This window comes from Bradyrhizobium sp. 956_D2_N1_4 (genome assembly GCF_052076025.1).
GTDB lineage: Bacteria > Pseudomonadota > Alphaproteobacteria > Rhizobiales > Xanthobacteraceae > Bradyrhizobium > Bradyrhizobium barranii.
The window spans coordinates 4,883,813-4,899,997 of record NZ_CP197237.1; the positions used below are offsets into that span (position 1 = coordinate 4,883,813).

A 16,185-nucleotide genomic window follows, 5' to 3' on the forward strand; every position below is an offset into this window, starting at 1 on the left:
GGTTCGGATTCGTCTTACATCCGTCGATGCTGATGTTGAAGGTTGTCGATCAGGTCGTTGTAGCGACCGATAAGGTCCAGCAGCTCGCCCCCATGGTTCGACAGGAAACCGGCAATGCCGGAACTGACGATATCGACGGTCGCGTCCAATTGCGCAAATAATTCGCGCCGGGCATTGTCACAGTACTCCGCGACGTCTGCATCAGCGATCGACAACTCGCCCGGAACCCTCATCCTCTCGAACCTCGGCACTCCATGTCCTGGCATAATTGCGAACCATCGATCGGCCGGCGCCTCTCGTTCGCTCAACCTCGTTCGGGGAGCGTCACCCACAGCTGCCGTTTCGACGTCGATAGAGAGCAGTTCAAGCGTTTCGTTGTGAAGCCGATCAAGCTCGCTCATGGAGTGATCGAACATGTTGCCCAACTGCTTGAGCTGCAGCCAGGCGAGCCGCAAATGCTGATACGGTGACACCTGATCATGGCCCCGCGAATAGTCGCCGGCAACAACCCGACAAACCATCAGATCGCCATACACGGTCCGCAGTTCGACAAGCGAAGCAAGCTCAGCCTTCAGGCGCTGATGAATAGTCAATATCCCTCCTCTCATCCGCTCCGTCACGAACTCGAATGACGGATCGGACAAGCGCATCAACCTTTCTCCGGCGAGTTCGATGATCGAAACGATCCGCTCGTCGATCTCGCTGGTCGTCAGCACACCCACCACACTGCTCATTCTCAGATCATCCGGCAACGCCGCCCGGCGCCTCGACACCTGGCTGGCCATCGGGCCTACGAATCCCCAGCCCGGAGCCTCTCAGGGTTCAACCGGTTTCGAAAGCCCAATCTTATGCTTGGTACCCGGGCAACGGGGCAAATCCGGCTTTGTGCCGGCGGCTGGGCGATCGACAGGATCCGGCCGCAAAAAACTGCGGTTCACCAGGATTTCGATTGAAGGCTGAAGACTTTAGCGGCCAAGCCCATGTCGGGCCGGCGTTATCGCCACACCAACGTCCCGGGGCAACTAACCGAGTTGAGATCTCAACACCAAGAACATTCGGGGCCCGATCTTAACCGGACTCCGGGTCCCCCATAATCCGCTGCGTCACCGGCCGGCGCCCGGCGTCAGACTGGTGCGATCAACGACTGGGGCGCGTCGCGCATGTTGCCAGACTGTGCGTCGGGCCATGCCTCAGTTGTTGGCGGGCGTGCCGTAAGGCGAAGATGGCGACCCTGCGGCCCAGCCTGCGTGCGACAGATTGCCCTGCTGCTGGCGGCCGAGCAGGTCATCATAAATGTCCAGCGTTCGCAACGCGATGTCGGACCAATCGTACCGCATGGCGCTCTCGCGGCGCACCGCTTCGCGCTCGACCTCGCTCAAACGTGTCTTCGTCAGCGCCGACAGCTTTGCACCCAACTCCTCACAGTCACCGACATGGAAAATGTGCTCGGGATCGGTCACCACCTCCAGGTTCGGGGCGATATCGCTGACCAGCACGTGCAATCCGTAACTGAGCGCCTCAAGCAGAACGATCGGCAACCCTTCATGAGATGACGGCAGAACGAACAGCGCAGCGTGTGCGTAGAGTTGCCGCAAGCCGTCGCCGGTCTGAAAACCGGCCATGACGACGTTCTGGTGGCCGGCCGCCTCTCGAACCAGTTGATCGGCGTATTCATTCTGGTGGTCGATCTTTCCGACGATGGCAAGCTTCCACCCCGGCAGTTCCGCGGCCAGAAACGCGTGCAGCAGATCGAGCTGCCGCTTCTCCGGCACAAGCCGGCCGACGGTCAACACGTATCGTCCCGGCTCGAGGCCCAACTCGACCACCTTTTCGCTCTGCTGCGGCAAATCCGAGAATACCACGCCATTCGGCACGACCTCGCAGGGTTTACCGTACTTGGACGTGATCAGTTCGCCGATGCTGCGGCTGACCGCAATGCGCTTGCTCGCATAACGCATTCCGAGAGCCTCGCCGGTCCTAAGCACCATGCGCGCGGCCCAGCCCCACTTCTCGCGATTATAATCCTCACCATGATGCGTGACGACGACCCGCAGGCCGACAGCACGAAGCAATGGCGTCACGATTGCAGGGCCGATGCCATGAATATGGACCAACCCCGGCCGCCGCACCATCGCGACAATTGCGCAGACCACGGAATGGAGCAGCGTTTCGAGATATTTGTTGCTGAGAGTCCACAGCCGCAGCACCCGAACGCCCCGCCAAACTTTTGGGACATCCGGCGTCACATAGGGAGATCGCATGCAGACGGTCACCCGCCTGCCGAGCTCGACCACCCTTGGTGCGAGATTCTCGGCATGCGTCTCGATACCACCCTGGATCTGAGGGAAGCCACGGAAGCCAAACATGTAGATCTCACGCCTGCTCATCTGGACTTCCTCCAAATCTAATTGTTCATGAATGTTCGCAACGGGTAATGTTCGTCTGCCGTCATGCGTCCCTTGACCAGCCTGGCCTTGACAGTCTTGTTCAGGAACGACGTTCGCTCGACGTGCGGCGACGGGCGCACGTCGGAATAATTGATGTAACTGTCAAAACAGACGCTCTTGCCCATCGAGACCTTGAGCTTGTTCTTGAGGACCCAGAGCAGCGGATCGCTTTTCGGGAGCTGAGGCACCAGATTGGACCGCATCGCCGTTCGCGCGGTGGTCACCATCCAGCAGTTCTGTCCGCAATTCGCGACCTTCTTCCGCGTCTGCTGGGCGACCTCGCTGTCCATGATCTCGTCCCATGATTCCCGCGCGAGATTTCCCATGGGAAGATCAGAACGGACGTTGCAGGCCCACACGTCCGACCAGGGATCGATGAAGGCGAAATCCTTGCCTGCGCTGCAAGGGATCAGCCGGTCATGACCAAGAATCTTTTCGATAAGGCCGAGGTTCAGATAGGCACGAAACCAGTTCTTGGGCTTCTTGCTGCGCAGCATCGCCGAGATGAGCCCCTCGACCTTCCGCGCGACTGCCTTCCGGTCGTAGAAGTAATTGTCGTTCTTGTAGAACTGCCAGGCATTGTGAAGCGTGGAAGTTGCGAGCTCAAAGCCCTCCTTGCGAGCGAACTCGTAGACATTGACGAGCTGATCGACGTTTTCGTCCTGGATGACCATGGCGAAGCCAAGGTCGGTGCCGCCAGCTTCGCGCAGCATACGCAGCCCCGCGACCTTGGTGTAATAGCCATCCTTCTCGCCGCGAATTCTGTCGCTCGTTTCCTGATCGCCCTCGAGCGAGAACCGCACCTTGATGTTGGGGTGCTTCTTGATGATCGGAACGAGGCGCTCCGGATGCAGCCCGTTCGACGAGATCTCCACCACCCTCGCCTTGGGATAGAGAAGGTCGATCATCTCGCCGAGGTCTTTGCGAAGCGTCGGTTCGCCGCCCGACACGTTCAGATTGTCGAAGCCGGACGGCAGCTTCGACAATGTTGCCAGCGACACTTCCTCCTTCGGCTCGGTCGGATTCTGCCAGATGTAGCACATCTGACACTTGGAGTTGCAGCGGAACGTGGAAATGACGGTGAGGTCCATTTTATGATCCAACTTTCCTGTAAGAGCCAGCTGATGCAATCAGGTCCTCGTATAACGAGAACAGCGCCGCGCCGTGCTTCTCGAGCGTGTACTCGGTCTCGACGATTGCCCGCGCATTGCGACCGAGCGCTTCGCGACGACTACGGTCGACGAGAAGATTTCCGACTTTTTCGGAGATTTGAGCCGTATTGCCGGGCTCGAACAGCAGACCTGTCGTCCCGTCCCTGACCAACTCGGGAATTCCGCCGATGCTCGAAGCAACGGTCGGCTTGCCGTGCGCCATCGCTTCGAGGATCGAGAGCGGACTGTTCTCGTGCCATACGGAGGGCACCACCATCAGCGCGGCCCCCTTGATGGTTCGCGCAAGGTCGGTGCCTGTGAGATGCCCCCTGAACTCCGCAGCGGGGTATTTGCGCTGAAGCTCATCGAAGAGCGGACCGGTGCCGGCGATCACCAACCGCCAGGCTCCCTCGGCTTTCGCGTGGGCCCTGAGAAGATCCTCGACGCCTTTTTCGGGCGACAGGCGGCCAAGATACAGCGCGTATCCGTCATCGCCCGCCGAAGCGTCGATGCGCGACGCGTCGATACCGTTCGGAATATGAACGACCTTGTCGGCACCGAACCGTCGAACCACGGCATCGTACATGAACTTGCTCGGCGCAATGAACTTTCCGACACGATGGTAGCTTCCCAGCAGCGCGTGATAGCGAGCCTCCGCCCAAAGCAGGGCGCTACGTCCCAAAGAGCCGTCTGCGCAACGGCGGGCGAGAATCGTCTCAAAGGCGCCGTCGCCGCATCTTGAACACACCTCTCCGTTGCTGAGCTGCGTATAGACCGGACAGACCGGCTTGTAGTCGTGAAGCGTGAGAACGACGGGAACGCCCATCTCCGCTGCTGCGGTGACGATCGAGGGAGTGAGCTGGTGGTAGATGTTGTGACAGTGCAGGATGCTGGGCTTCTCATCCCGGATCAGACGCGTAATGTTCGAGACTGCTTCCGGCGAATGAATGAAGGATATGGCCGACTTCAGCTTTTCGCGCCTGGATGAGGCGCGGTACGACTTCTGCGAAACGAAGTACGACTGGAAGCGCGACGGCATGTTTCGATCGTCGTTCATGGAGAATTCGACGATGTCGACTTTCCATTTCCGCATCAGATCCATCTCGTCGAACATGACGACTTCGGATCCGCCATTGCGAAAGAAGAACTTGTTCGCAAACAGGACTTTCTCGACGTGCCTTTCCGGATCACCGAGCCGCTTCAATTTGCGTGCCTGGGCATCTTGCTCGATGATGAGCCTTGAACGAGCGGCCGAAACGGCGACCTCCTCGCTGAAATCGATCGAAGGCTCCGTCATCGCGGCGGCCCTTCCCTGGTGACCGGGACAGGCCGCACCGCTGGACAAACACCAAAGCCTGGGGCCTGGTATTCGGTCGGGCGGTGCACGGCCGATCTCGTCGCAATTACAACCATCTCCGGGATGATAGGCGACCGCTGCCCGCCGAAGTTGACGGCCGTCAACTCGGCGTCGTCGCCCGAGCTAAGATGTCGTGCTGGCTTCAAGTCGCAAGGCTGCCCCATTCGACGGATACGGGGGCTCCTACGGCCCGCTCGGGCGCCAACGCGAAATAGCCTCATAATCGGCGAGAAACTGCACGGGGTTGCCGGGTCATAACTGCTTGATGCCGCGCGGAGAGAGCATGCCCGAGCAACTTGAGCCAATCGGCGCAGCCCCCGACCAAGGGTTGATTGCGTTGGTCATGATGCTCCGATTCAACGGGCTCGCGATAGATCCTGAGCGCATCCGTCACCAGTTCGGGACCATCATCAGGGCCGCCGAGATCCTCCGCTGCGCCAAGGAGCTTGGGTTGAAGGCCCGAATCGTCAGGACCAATTGGTCTAGGCTTTCCGGTCTACCGATGCCGGTTCTTGCGATCCTTCGGGAAGACAGATTTCTCATATTCGGAAAGGCCACCGAGGAGCGAGTCATCGCGCTCGAGCCTGGTCAACCGCAACCGGTGATGTTGTCGCGGATGGAACTTGAGGCCGTCTGGGACGGTGCGGTCATCCTGATGACGCGCCGCGCCTCGCTTTCCGATCTTGCACGGCGCTTCGACATCACGTGGTTTCTTGGTGCCATTCGAAAATACCGGCGATTGCTTCTCGAGGTCCTTGCAGCATCGTTCTGCCTTCAGCTGTTCGGCCTGATATCGCCCCTCTTCTTCCAGGTCGTCATCGACAAGGTGCTCGTGCACCGCAGCATGAGCACCTTGGACGTGCTTGCGTTCGGCCTCCTGGCAACGGCGTTGTTCGAAGTGATCCTCGGAGTTCTACGGACGTATCTGTTTTCTCACACCACCAACCGGATCGATGTCGAGCTCGGCGCCCGGCTGTTCCGTCACCTCTTGGCGCTGCCGATCGGCTACTTCCAGGCGCGACGGGTGGGTGATTCTGTCGCAAGGGTCCGAGAGCTCGAAAATATCCGCAACTTCCTGACGAGCTCGGCCCTGACCCTGGTCATCGACCTGTTTTTTTCGGTCGTCTTTATTGCCGTGCTGTTCTTCTACTCGCCAACCCTCTCCTGGATCGTTCTCGCCTCGCTTCCGATCTACGTCGCGATTTCCGTCGGAGCAACGCCTCTCTTTCAACAACGTCTCGACGACAAATTTCAGCGGGGCGCAGAGAACCAGGCGTTTCTCGTGGAAACGGTGACGGCCATGGAAACGCTCAAAGCGATGGCTGTGGAACCTCAGATGCAACGTCGCTGGGAGCAGCAGCTTGCCGGGTATGTCGCGGCAAGCTTTCGCGTCACCAGCCTCGCGAACGTATCGAGCCAATCAGTCCAGTTCATCAACAAGCTGGTCAGCGTGGCCATCCTCTATTTCGGCGCACGGTTCGTCATGACAGGGTACCTTACCGTTGGCGAGCTGGTTGCCTTCAATCTGATCTCCGGTCGCGTCAGCGCCCCAGTGCTCCGGTTGGCCCAAACCTGGCAGGATTTTCATCAGGCTAGGCTATCGATCGCGCGTCTCGGCGACATCCTGAATACGGAACCCGAGCCCGTTTACAGTCCCGGCAAGATGTCGATGGCGACGATCCGAGGCGACATCGCATTCGAGCAGGTGACTTTTCGCTACCGCATCGATGGACCCGAGATCCTTCGAGACGTCCAACTACGCGTTCCAGCAAAGCAGGTCATTGGAATCGTGGGCTCCTCGGGATCAGGAAAGAGCACTTTGGCAAAATTGGTTCAGCGCTTGCATATCCCGGAGCGCGGCCGCGTTCTGGTCGACGGGATTGACGTGACGCAGGTTGACCCTGCCTGGCTGCGACGACAGATCGGCGTGGTTCTCCAGGATAGCGTGCTCTTCAATTGTTCGATCAGGGACAATATCGCCTTCGCCGATCCTGCGACATCGACGGAACGCGTGGTCCAGGCAGCCACGATGGCCGGCGCGCATCATTTCATCCTGCAGCTACCGAACGGGTACGACACCATCGTTGGGGAGCGCGGGAGCAGTCTATCCGGTGGACAGCGTCAGCGCATTGCGATAGCACGCGCGCTGGTCACCGACCCCCGAATCCTGATCTTCGACGAGGCGACCAGCGCACTCGACTACGAGAGTGAGCACGTCGTCCAACAGAACATGGCGAAAATCGTGCAGGGCCGTACTGTGCTGATCATTGCGCATCGGCTATCGGCGCTACGAATGGCCGACCGGATCATCACGATCGAAGATGGCCGCCTGGTCGAGGACGGCACGCATCAGGAGTTGATCAAGCGCGGGGGGCGCTATTCAAAGCTCTTCCGCCTACAGTCGGGTTTCCATGACCTTCCATAGTTTCCCCATCGCTCACCGCGCCACCAACCGACGAAACGGTCGAGCACACGCCAGCGTCGACGAGATCGCATGAAACAGACAAGAGCGGAGATGCGCGACGATCCAGGGCTGTTCGTGCTCGACCTGCTCCTCCGCTTGCGCGGCGTTGACAGCAGCCTCGATCACATTCTCCAGCGGTTCGGTTACCGGCCGATCGGCGTTCCGGAGATGCTCGCCTATGCGAAGGAGCTCAATCTCTCTGCGAGCTGTGTGACGACCGATTGGGATGGATTGTCCGGATCTGCCCTGCCCGGCATCCTGCCATTTCGCGGCGGAGGCTTTCTTCTGCTCGGGAAGGTCCATGGCCATGAGGCCGTCGTGATGACATCGGGCGCCGAGAGGCCGTCCATCATCTCGAGATACGACCTCGAGACCACTTGGGACGGGCGATTGATCGTGATCGCACCACGACGCGCCGCCACCGCGTTGCTCTCGCGCATTCTGCGAAGCTGTCTCGGATTTGTTCGGCAGTCAAAGGAGCGCTACGGGGTCGTGCGGATACGACCGGCTGGACTGTTTTCATCCCTCGCTGGTCGCGCGTCCGCGGTTTCCAAGCCGCAGCCGGCTGCGCCGGCGGAGCCGCTCCAGAGGACGAACGGCGGGAATGCCGTCATCGTTTTCGCTGACCATGCCCGCAGGCTCGGTCGGGCGGTTGCGGGGCTGACACCTTCTCGCGGCGCTCGCCCGAACGAAGCACTCGCCTTCCTCCCGGCGGCGCTGGAAATCGTAGAGACCCCTCCTTCGCCGGTGGGACGTACGATCGTCATCAGCATCACGGCGGGCTTCGTTGTCGCGCTGATCTGGGCCTGCCTTGGAACCATCGACATTGTTGCAACCGCTCCCGGCAAGGTCATCCCGAGCGATCGAACCAAGACCATCCAGCCGTTCGAGACAGCCGTCGTCCGCGCAATTTACGTTGAAGACGGCCAATCCGTCAGAACCGGCGAACGCCTGATCGATCTGGATGCGACCATTTCGACTGCAGAGCTGAACCACCTCAAGAGCGATCTGATGAGTGCGCAGCTCGACGCTGCTCGCCTGAAGGCATTACTGTCGAAGACTGACCCCGCCTCAGCTTTCGTCCCACCGCCAGCCGCCCCGCCTGCCCTGATCGAGATGCATCGTCGCTTTCTCGCCAGCCAAACCGCAGAGCAGGCCTCGAAACTGGCTGCAATTGACCGCCAGATCTCGCAAAAGGAAGCCGAACGAGCCACCTCGAAAGCGTCGATCGACAAGCTGAAGGCCACGATCGGCCCACTCCAGCAGCGCGTCGAGATACGCGAGCAGCTGTACCAGAAGGAACTCGGATCCAAGCTACAGTATTTGACCGAATACCAGGAGCTACTTGGCCAACGCCAGGAAATACTCGTTCAGCAAAGCCGCTTTGGCGAAGCGGAAGCGGCCATCGCGGTCCTGGTGGAGACCCGCAACAAGACCATCGCCGAGTACGAACGCAATCTGTTCGAGGAGTTAGCGAAGGCCGAACAGAAGGCTGCCGGCCTGAGCCAGGATGTCATCAAGGCCGAGCGGCACACGGGCCTGCAGACCCTGACGGCACCAATCGATGGTGTCGTACAGCAACTCGCCGTTCACACGGTTGGGGGTGTCGTGACACCCGCGCAACCCACCATGATGATCGTCCCGCGCGATAGCAATCTCGAAGTTGAAGCCATGATCTCCAATCAGGATATCGGCTTCGTCGAGGCAGGTCAGGACGCCGCAATCAAGATCGATACCTTCAATTTTACCCGGTATGGACTGATCACAGGCAAGGTCATCAGCATCTCCCAGGATGCAATTCCCCGCAACAAGCCGCCGGAAAACGGCAACGCCAAGTCGTTCGGTGCCGGGACGACCAGCAGCGAACCGACTGGGCAAGAGCTGGTCTATGCGGCACGGGTGTCACTCGATCGCAACTACATGAACATCGAGAACAAGCACGTCAGCCTTTCCCCCGGCATGGCCACCACGGTCGAGATCAAGTCCGGCTCGCGCAGCATCATCAGTTATCTCTTGTCGCCGATCATGCGGTACAAGCAGGAAAGCTTGCGGGAGCGCTAATTTTAGAGCGCGAGCACTTCGCCCGAACATTGGCCGTGCTACTGCTGTTGACGTTTCGCGGATGACGATGTGCCGAGTTCGATCAGCTGCCGCCAGCTCGGAGCGAGACGGCCGGAGCCGATCCCGCAGACGCCGCCAAGGACCTTCACGGCAGCGTCGAGAAGCCGACCATGCCGATCCGGCGTCAGCAACTGAGCACTCTCGAGGACAAGCGCGCTGAGGATCGTCAGCGCAAGAACGCCCGATGTGCGACGCGGTAGGCCGAGTGCAAACGCAAAGCCCGTGACAGCGAAGGCTGCAAAGTGTTCCGTCTTGAGGCCAGCCAGCGTCGGGCAATCTTGAATCGGTGATAGTGTCGCGAACGTGATGAACCCAAGCGCCGCCCACCCGGCAATGAGAGCCAGCCTTTGGATCATTGCCTCATACTATTCTGCTGAAATCGGCACGGCTTGCCTGATGAGACCAGCTCCGCTCAATGCGGCGGCGGCTTCCTTGACCACGGCCCAAGGCAGCATAGATCGTTCTGCTATGTCGAGGAGTGAATGGTCGCCGTCCGACATATTCAAAATCCAGAGCAGCCCCATTTGGAAAGTTCCAGCTGCGAGCCCGCCCAATCCGCGATAAAGGCCATAATTACCCAATTTCGGTTCGCAGAACGGCTTTTCGTTCCGAAAGCAGGCGTCGTTTTCGATGACGTCGATAGCTGCAATCGCTTTCGTCAGAGTATCGTACAGCGCGTCGGGGCGAACAAAATCCAGATTGTCGGCCGAGCTGTGATACTCCGCGAACTTGCCGAAGGGCGTTCGCATCACGGTCCCGATTGGCAGGTTGAAGCCAGGCGAGCAATATTGCCGCTCGTCGTAGCCGTAGGGCGAGAACTCCTGAATTTCGTGAGCCTCGCCGCTCTGCTTGAGCACATAGCACCAGGCCCGATCGATCTCCGCATTGCCGCGGCGGCTCTTCTTGTAGGTCATCGACCCCGGATCGCCTGCGCAGGTCAGCACAAACCCATGCTTCACGCGACCGACATGCCCCTCGTTGAGCGCCAGCCAGGTAATCGCTCCGATCGTACCGGGGATGAAGACGAAGCGATAGGTGTACTTGTGCTCCATCTTCCGCAGGTGTTGCGCGAGCGCGGTCGCGACCGCGATTCCGGACAAATTGTCATTACAGAGCGAGGGATGACAGATATGGCACGAGATCAGCACCTCGTCCGAGGTGCGACCGAGCAGCCTCAGGTCCCCATAGGTCAGATGGCCCGGAGCGAGGCTGGTATCGATGCAAACCTCATATTCGTCCTCCTGCATCGCCAACAATTGATTGTGCGACAGACAGAAGCCCCAGGCCTCCTTGTAGTAGCTCGTCCGATAGGGAATCCAGTCCGGTTTATCGGGGTCCGAGTAGAGATGAGGCTTGAGCTGTTCGAGCGTCATACGCGCTCTGACCGGTATGCTGTAACCAAGAAGATGCAGGTTCGACTTCCTGAAATCGATCACCCGTTCGCCTGCGCAGTTCTTGATGTAGGCGTCGCGCACGTTCCACTCGGGTGGCACGGTCCAGTCGAATACCTGGAGGCCGGACGGCACTTCGCACGTCGTCAGCGGGATATGGTTTCGGATGAGATCGATCGTTCTTCGGACCCCATCTCCCGTGATGCTGCGAGAGATGGGGTACATCTCCGCAACAAATTCGTGGAGTGCGCGTCCGGTCTTGTCCGCCGACAGGTCGACGGCCGCGTCACTCTCCCGGAGGCCCGCGAGGTCCGCATGTTTTGCTATATCGTCCATGCTCTACCGTCCTCCGGGATCCTGCTGACTCAATCGACGATTCTGGGCTCGGGAATCGGCACCACAAACTGAGCTCCCCAGCTGCGGGCGAAGGACAATTGGCTGACGATCTCCCGCTTCAGGTTCCAAGGCAGGATGAGGATGTAGTCCGGCTTCGTCACATTGATGCGTTCGGGCTCGTAGATCGGGATGTGAGATCCCGGCAACAGCGATCCCTGCTTGTGAGGGTTTCGATCGACCGTATACTCGATGAGGTCCGCCGTGATGCCGCAGTAATTAAGGAGAGTGTTGCCCTTGGCCGGCGCACCGTATCCGACCACGCGCTTGCCCTGGCGTTTTGCTTCCTCGAGAAAGGAAAGAAGCTTCTTCCTCGTCTCCATGGCGCGCTCCTCGAACGCAGCATAGTGATCGAGATTGGCATACCCGGCGTCGATTTCGCGTCGCCTGAGATCCAGCACCCGATGGGAGATCGGATGCCACCCCTCGTTGGCGTGCTGAGCGTAGATCCGAAGCGAACCGCCATGGGTCGGCAACTCTTCGACGTCAAACAACCTCAAGCCGTGGGCCGCAAGGATCTTCTCCACGGCGATGAACGAGAAGTACGAGAAATGTTCATGATAGATCGTGTCGATCTGGCACTCGTCGAACAGACGCATCAGATGGGGGAACTCCATCGTGATGACACCCGACTCGGCGAGAAGCAAGCTCATTCCCTTGACGAAATCGTTCAGGTTCGGCACGTGCGCCAGGACGTTGTTTCCGATCAGCAGATCGGCGCGCAACCCCTCGCGTCGCAGGGTACGGGCCGCACGTTCACCGAAGAACTCCACGCGAGTGGGAATGCCTTTCGCCCGCGCCACCGCGGCGACGTTCTGCGCCGGCTCGATGCCCAGGACCGGCACATCGGCTTCGACGAAGTACTGCAGCAGATAACCATCGTTGCTTGCGATCTCGACGACCTTGCTGTTCGCCCCGATTCCGAACCGTTCGATGACCCGGCTGACGTAGGACTTCACATGCTGCAGCCATGAATCGCTGTAGGATGAGAAATACGCGTAGTCGCCAAAGATGTTCTCCGGCGCCTCCCATTCCTCGAGCTGGACAAGGAAACACTCTCCGCAGACGTAAGCACGCAACGGAAAGAACCGTTCGTCTTGCTTGGCCTTCTCGTCACGAAGATAGGAATTGGCCAGCGGAGACAGCCCCAGATCGATGAACACGCGTTCGAGAGGCGCGTTACAGAAACGGCAACAGCTCAACTCTGGCGCGTGCCCGATTGGTGCTTTGAGATTGATGGGGGACGCCGCTTCTTTCAGCATTCTAGGTCTCCTGCAGGGCAATCTGTGATTGTCGCCGACAGGCTAGCGTCGGCCAGGGACAGAGCTATTGACGGTCGTCAAGTCACGTTTGCTTTTGACGCCTGCGGATCGCGTCCGCGCTCGATCTACGATCCCCTGGCCGCAGCGAAGTTCATGCGGGCCTTCAATTCGTCCCCGATATTGCCATAGGGCTTCCAGACCCGGTCGCGATCCGAGAGCACGCGCACTTCTGTCGGCCAGGAAATTGCCAGCGCAGGATCGTCGTGCGGCAACCCGCCTTCCGCGCCTGGCGTGTAATAGTTGCCGATGAGATAGATCAGCTCCGTATCGTCGGTTAGCGTGATGAACCCGTGCGCGAAGCGCTCCGGTATGTAGAGCCCGCGGCCATTGTCCGCCGAGAGGTTAACGATGACGTGCCGTAGATATGTTGCCGATTCCGGCCTCAGGTCGACGATCACGTCCGCCACCGCCCCCTTTGTGCAACGGACGTACTTGACCTCCGCTGCGGGGGGGTACTGGAAATGCAGGCCGCGCAGAGTGCCGCGTTTTGCATTGTAGCTGATGCTCGCCTGCGCAACGGCAAGCTTCAGACTGTGCGCAAGAAACGTGTCAGCACAAAATACCCGAGCAAAGTAACCCCGGCTGTCTTGATGCCGGTCTATTTCCACGGTGTAGGCGCCCGCGAGGATTGTTTCGGAAAATATCATACGACAGACGCGTTGGCTCGATTCTGGCTACTGGAGGAAGACGATTCGGCAGAGTTTGAAGGCAAGCCACGCCAAGGCTAGATCCCACGCAACGAGGCTGACCAGCGCAACCCCGATACCCAGAGCCGGCCAGTTTAAGGCTTTCGCGATCCTGAGCTGCGGTGCGTAGGTTGTGGTCCTGAGTTGATCGAATTCAGACATTGGGCCGCTCAATCTGTGACGAGACCTCGCGACAGGCTAGCCAGGGAAAGGCTCGCCAATCTGACAAAGCTCAATAACGCGGGCCATGGGACAGCAGCGCCCGAACGACGCTGTGGGTAGCAGGATAATGGATCCCGCCAGTCCGACCGCATCCGCGCCGGACATCGTCTAGAGGTCGATGACCTCCAGGTCTCGCCTGAACCGGATTGCGGCCTGGACAATGCCTCCCGGAATCGTGGCCGGAGTCGGTTCCAAGTTGAGAACCGTCAAATTCGCCTAGTTCGGGCTTCGTCAAATGCTCCCAGGGCGGCATGCGATTGCGGTTTTTCATGAGTCACGCATTGTGAGGGGCTTTGGCAATGAACATCAGGTCACGGTTTTTCTCGGAAGTAGACGCGCAGAAGTATGCCAAGTCTGGAGCGCTGCGGTTGCAAGCGCGCGCCGCGATTCCGGGCGGAGCACATACTTACGCGAAGGGTGACGATCAGTATCCACTCGTGTCGCCCGGTTTCATCTCGAGAGGCGCGGGCTGCCATGTCTGGGACGTCGATGGCAACGAGTTCATCGAGTATGGAATGGGCCTGCGCGCAGTGTCGCTGGGCCACGGCTTTCCGGCTGCCGCGCAGGCCGCAGTCGAGCAGCTGCTGCGAGGCACAAACTTCACGCGGCCTTCGTCGCTCGAGGTCGAATGTGCGGAACGTCTGATCGAACTCGTTCCAGGCGCCGAAATGGCGAAGTTCACGAAGGACGGATCGACGGCCACGACGGCCGCAATCCGGCTTGCCCGGGCTTACACGGGACGCGACATGATCGCGCTTTGCTCCGACCACCCCTTCTTCTCTTACGACGACTGGGCAATCTGCACGACACCTATGAGCAGCGGCATTCCCAGCGCCGTGGCGAACCTGACACAGGGATTCCGATACAACGACTTGTCCTCGGCGGAGGCGCTTTTCGCCCGGTACCCGGGTCGGCTGGCGGCATTGATCCTGGAGGCCGAAAAGGACGTGCCGCCGGCGCCAGGATATCTAGCCGGCTTGCGAGAGGTGTGTCATCGGAACGGTGCCCTCCTGATCCTGGACGAAATGATCACTGGCTTTCGATGGCCAGGGTGCTCCGCCCAACGCCACCATGGAATTGAGGGCGACCTATCGACCTTCGGCAAGGCGATGGGCAACGGCATCGCGATTTCGGCGCTGGTCGGCAGGCGCGAAATCATGGAGCTGGGCGGCCTTGATCATGATCGCGATCGCGTCTTCCTGCTCTCGACGACCCATGGAGCCGAGACCCACGCTTTGGCTGCGGCCCTGGCCGTCATGAACACCTATCGTGACGAGCCAGTCGTCGAAACGCTTCACCGCCAGGGAGATCGCTTGAAGGCAGGCATCGAAGCCGCGACGCAGCGCCGCGGCCTTACCCGCAATTTCAGGCTCGCCGGCCGAACTGCGAATTTGGTCTATGCCTGTTGTGATCGCGACGGAGTGCCATCACAGATCTTCCGCACGTTGTTCCTCCAGGAGACAATTCGTCGCGGCGTGCTGGCGCCCTCGCTGGTCACAAGCTATTCGCACAGCGACGATGACATCGACCGGACCATCGAGGCGATCGACGGCGCATTCGCGGTATATCAGAGGGCGCTGGAAGACGGGCCGCAAACCCATCTGACTGGCCGACCGGTCGCGCCGGTGTTTCGTCGACGAGCCACTTCGACTTCGACCGCGGCGCCTGCAACGAAAGCTCGCCGTTGAAGGCGCGCCAAGGCCGGTTGAGTCATCGGGGCTGGCGCGGCGTCTCGTATTGCAAGGCCCGCCGATCCGATCACGTTCGACATCCAAAAACAACTCGCCGCGAGCTCAAGGAGCAATTCGCGGCGAGAAGCTTGAAACACATGGATCGGTTTAGTCGGCGGCGCGCCCGTTGGAGATCCTCGCGAGCCCCTCGATATCAGTGAATTTGATCGTCTTACGATTGGGAAGGTCGATGACCCCCTTCGCCTTGAACTCCGCCAGCGTACGGCAGACCGTTTCGAGCGACGTGCCAACGTGATCGGCGATATCGGCCCGGGGGAGCTGAAGCCGAAACGCGCCAGGGCGTTTGGGGTCTGGAGGCAGGCGCGGCCGAATGCGCAACAACAACCAGGCGATGCGTGCCACACAGTTTTTCTGGCTCATGGTCATCACGAGGGTAAGGGTATCTGCCAGAACCTGGTGCGCCCCACAGGGCTCATCGCTTCGGCACACTCCGGAGGTCCTCGATCGGATAACGCGACAATCCGTCACGGCCTCCGCAGTAAATTGCTGATGGGTTGAATGGGTCGGCATGACTACTTCGCCAGGCCAGTAGAAAGCGAGGATCTGGCGATTTCCGTTCTCGAGAAGGCGGACTGCCCGCACGACCCCCTCAACGATCTCGATCTTCTGCGCGTCTTCCTCTCCTTCCCAAAAGAGGGCCCGGCAGCGAGGGACAAAGGACGTGGATGGGCGCCGAAAATTAGCAACGTTCGATCTGAGACCTTGCGAAAGGGATTCACCATTCGGAAGAAACGCGGATTCGGTAAGCATTTGAAAACACCTCAGCACGTATTCCAATACGCTGAAGTGTAGGCTGACTAAATCCGAAGGATATTCAGGCTAATGCGTTAGGATTTTTCCGGTTCCGGCTAAGCCGGTTGGACTAGTCCGGTCAGGCGAT

The 16,185-nt window shown here is 59.6% G+C and carries 12 protein-coding genes; 3 read left to right on the forward strand and 9 right to left on the reverse strand.

Annotated elements, in window-relative coordinates:
* Positions 1-14: 14 nt before the first annotated feature.
* From AB7535_RS23190 to AB7535_RS23205, 4 genes are all read right to left on the reverse strand, one after another.
* Positions 15-785 carry a hypothetical protein gene (locus tag AB7535_RS23190; RefSeq protein WP_439036961.1) on the reverse strand — a complete coding sequence of 257 codons (771 nt, stop codon included), beginning with the start codon at positions 783-785 and terminating at the stop codon, positions 15-17.
* Positions 786-1,190: 405 nt separating this feature from the next.
* Positions 1,191-2,387, reverse strand: a complete 1,197-nt coding sequence (locus tag AB7535_RS23195; RefSeq protein WP_439035287.1) for a glycosyltransferase family 4 protein — start codon at positions 2,385-2,387, stop codon at positions 1,191-1,193.
* A 17-nt stretch (positions 2,388-2,404) separates the two neighbouring features.
* On the reverse strand, positions 2,405-3,538 hold the full coding sequence (locus AB7535_RS23200; protein WP_439035288.1) for a radical SAM/SPASM domain-containing protein: 1,134 nt from the start codon (positions 3,536-3,538) through the stop codon (positions 2,405-2,407).
* Between the two features lies 1 nt (position 3,539).
* Positions 3,540-4,895 (reverse strand): glycosyltransferase family 4 protein, encoded by a 1,356-nt coding sequence (locus AB7535_RS23205; RefSeq protein ID WP_439035289.1) that lies wholly within the window; start codon positions 4,893-4,895, stop codon positions 3,540-3,542.
* Between the two features lie 343 nt (positions 4,896-5,238).
* Here AB7535_RS23205 and AB7535_RS23210 point away from each other — a divergent pair, with 343 nt between their 5' ends.
* Both AB7535_RS23210 and AB7535_RS23215 read left to right on the forward strand, forming a co-directional pair.
* A complete protein-coding gene (locus AB7535_RS23210; protein ID WP_439036962.1) occupies positions 5,239-7,380 on the forward strand; it encodes a type I secretion system permease/ATPase in 2,142 nt (713 codons plus the stop codon).
* A 90-nt stretch (positions 7,381-7,470) separates the two neighbouring features.
* Positions 7,471-9,480 carry an HlyD family type I secretion periplasmic adaptor subunit gene (locus AB7535_RS23215; protein WP_439035291.1) on the forward strand — a complete coding sequence of 670 codons (2,010 nt, stop codon included), beginning with the start codon at positions 7,471-7,473 and terminating at the stop codon, positions 9,478-9,480.
* Positions 9,481-9,518: 38 nt separating this feature from the next.
* Here AB7535_RS23215 and AB7535_RS23220 read toward each other — a convergent pair whose 3' ends face one another.
* The 4 genes from AB7535_RS23220 to AB7535_RS23235 all read right to left on the reverse strand — a co-directional run bounded on the left by AB7535_RS23220 (position 9,519) and on the right by AB7535_RS23235 (position 13,293).
* A complete protein-coding gene (locus AB7535_RS23220) occupies positions 9,519-9,896 on the reverse strand; it encodes a VanZ family protein (RefSeq protein ID WP_439035292.1) in 378 nt (125 codons plus the stop codon).
* A gap of 9 nt (positions 9,897-9,905) precedes the next feature.
* Positions 9,906-11,267: a DUF4910 domain-containing protein gene (locus AB7535_RS23225; RefSeq protein WP_354134211.1), complete on the reverse strand. Its 1,362-nt coding sequence runs from the start codon at positions 11,265-11,267 to the stop codon at positions 9,906-9,908.
* Between the two features lie 29 nt (positions 11,268-11,296).
* The gene (locus tag AB7535_RS23230) at positions 11,297-12,586 is read right to left on the reverse strand and encodes a methyltransferase domain-containing protein (RefSeq protein ID WP_439035293.1); all 1,290 of its coding nucleotides are present in this window, start codon (positions 12,584-12,586) and stop codon (positions 11,297-11,299) included.
* 125 nt (positions 12,587-12,711) lie between these two features.
* Positions 12,712-13,293: a dTDP-4-dehydrorhamnose 3,5-epimerase family protein gene (locus tag AB7535_RS23235; protein ID WP_354134213.1), complete on the reverse strand. Its 582-nt coding sequence runs from the start codon at positions 13,291-13,293 to the stop codon at positions 12,712-12,714.
* A 560-nt stretch (positions 13,294-13,853) separates the two neighbouring features.
* On the opposite strand from AB7535_RS23235, the gene AB7535_RS23240 reads away from it, so the two are divergent.
* A complete protein-coding gene (locus tag AB7535_RS23240; RefSeq protein WP_354134214.1) occupies positions 13,854-15,242 on the forward strand; it encodes a glutamate-1-semialdehyde 2,1-aminomutase in 1,389 nt (462 codons plus the stop codon).
* A gap of 150 nt (positions 15,243-15,392) precedes the next feature.
* On the opposite strand, the gene AB7535_RS23245 is transcribed toward AB7535_RS23240, so the two are convergent.
* A complete protein-coding gene (locus AB7535_RS23245; protein WP_248878937.1) occupies positions 15,393-16,055 on the reverse strand; it encodes a Crp/Fnr family transcriptional regulator in 663 nt (220 codons plus the stop codon).
* Positions 16,056-16,185 lie beyond the last annotated feature (130 nt).

Excerpts from the sequence above, each read along its gene's own strand:
- AB7535_RS23210 (WP_439036962.1), top strand. The coding sequence starts at position 5,239 with ATGCCCGAGCAACTTGAGCCAATCGGCGCAGCCCCCGACCAAGGGTTG.
- AB7535_RS23240 (WP_354134214.1), top strand. The coding sequence starts at position 13,854 with ATGAACATCAGGTCACGGTTTTTCTCGGAAGTAGACGCGCAGAAGTAT.
- AB7535_RS23200 (WP_439035288.1), bottom strand. The coding sequence starts at position 3,538 with ATGGACCTCACCGTCATTTCCACGTTCCGCTGCAACTCCAAGTGTCAG.
- AB7535_RS23195 (WP_439035287.1), bottom strand. The coding sequence starts at position 2,387 with ATGAGCAGGCGTGAGATCTACATGTTTGGCTTCCGTGGCTTCCCTCAG.
- AB7535_RS23225 (WP_354134211.1), bottom strand. The coding sequence starts at position 11,267 with ATGGACGATATAGCAAAACATGCGGACCTCGCGGGCCTCCGGGAGAGT.
- AB7535_RS23215 (WP_439035291.1), top strand. The coding sequence starts at position 7,471 with ATGCGCGACGATCCAGGGCTGTTCGTGCTCGACCTGCTCCTCCGCTTG.
- AB7535_RS23235 (WP_354134213.1), bottom strand. The coding sequence starts at position 13,293 with ATGATATTTTCCGAAACAATCCTCGCGGGCGCCTACACCGTGGAAATA.
- AB7535_RS23245 (WP_248878937.1), bottom strand. The coding sequence starts at position 16,055 with ATGCTTACCGAATCCGCGTTTCTTCCGAATGGTGAATCCCTTTCGCAA.
- AB7535_RS23220 (WP_439035292.1), bottom strand. The coding sequence starts at position 9,896 with ATGATCCAAAGGCTGGCTCTCATTGCCGGGTGGGCGGCGCTTGGGTTC.
- AB7535_RS23205 (WP_439035289.1), bottom strand. The coding sequence starts at position 4,895 with ATGACGGAGCCTTCGATCGATTTCAGCGAGGAGGTCGCCGTTTCGGCC.
- AB7535_RS23190 (WP_439036961.1), bottom strand. The coding sequence starts at position 785 with ATGGCCAGCCAGGTGTCGAGGCGCCGGGCGGCGTTGCCGGATGATCTG.
- AB7535_RS23230 (WP_439035293.1), bottom strand. The coding sequence starts at position 12,586 with ATGCTGAAAGAAGCGGCGTCCCCCATCAATCTCAAAGCACCAATCGGG.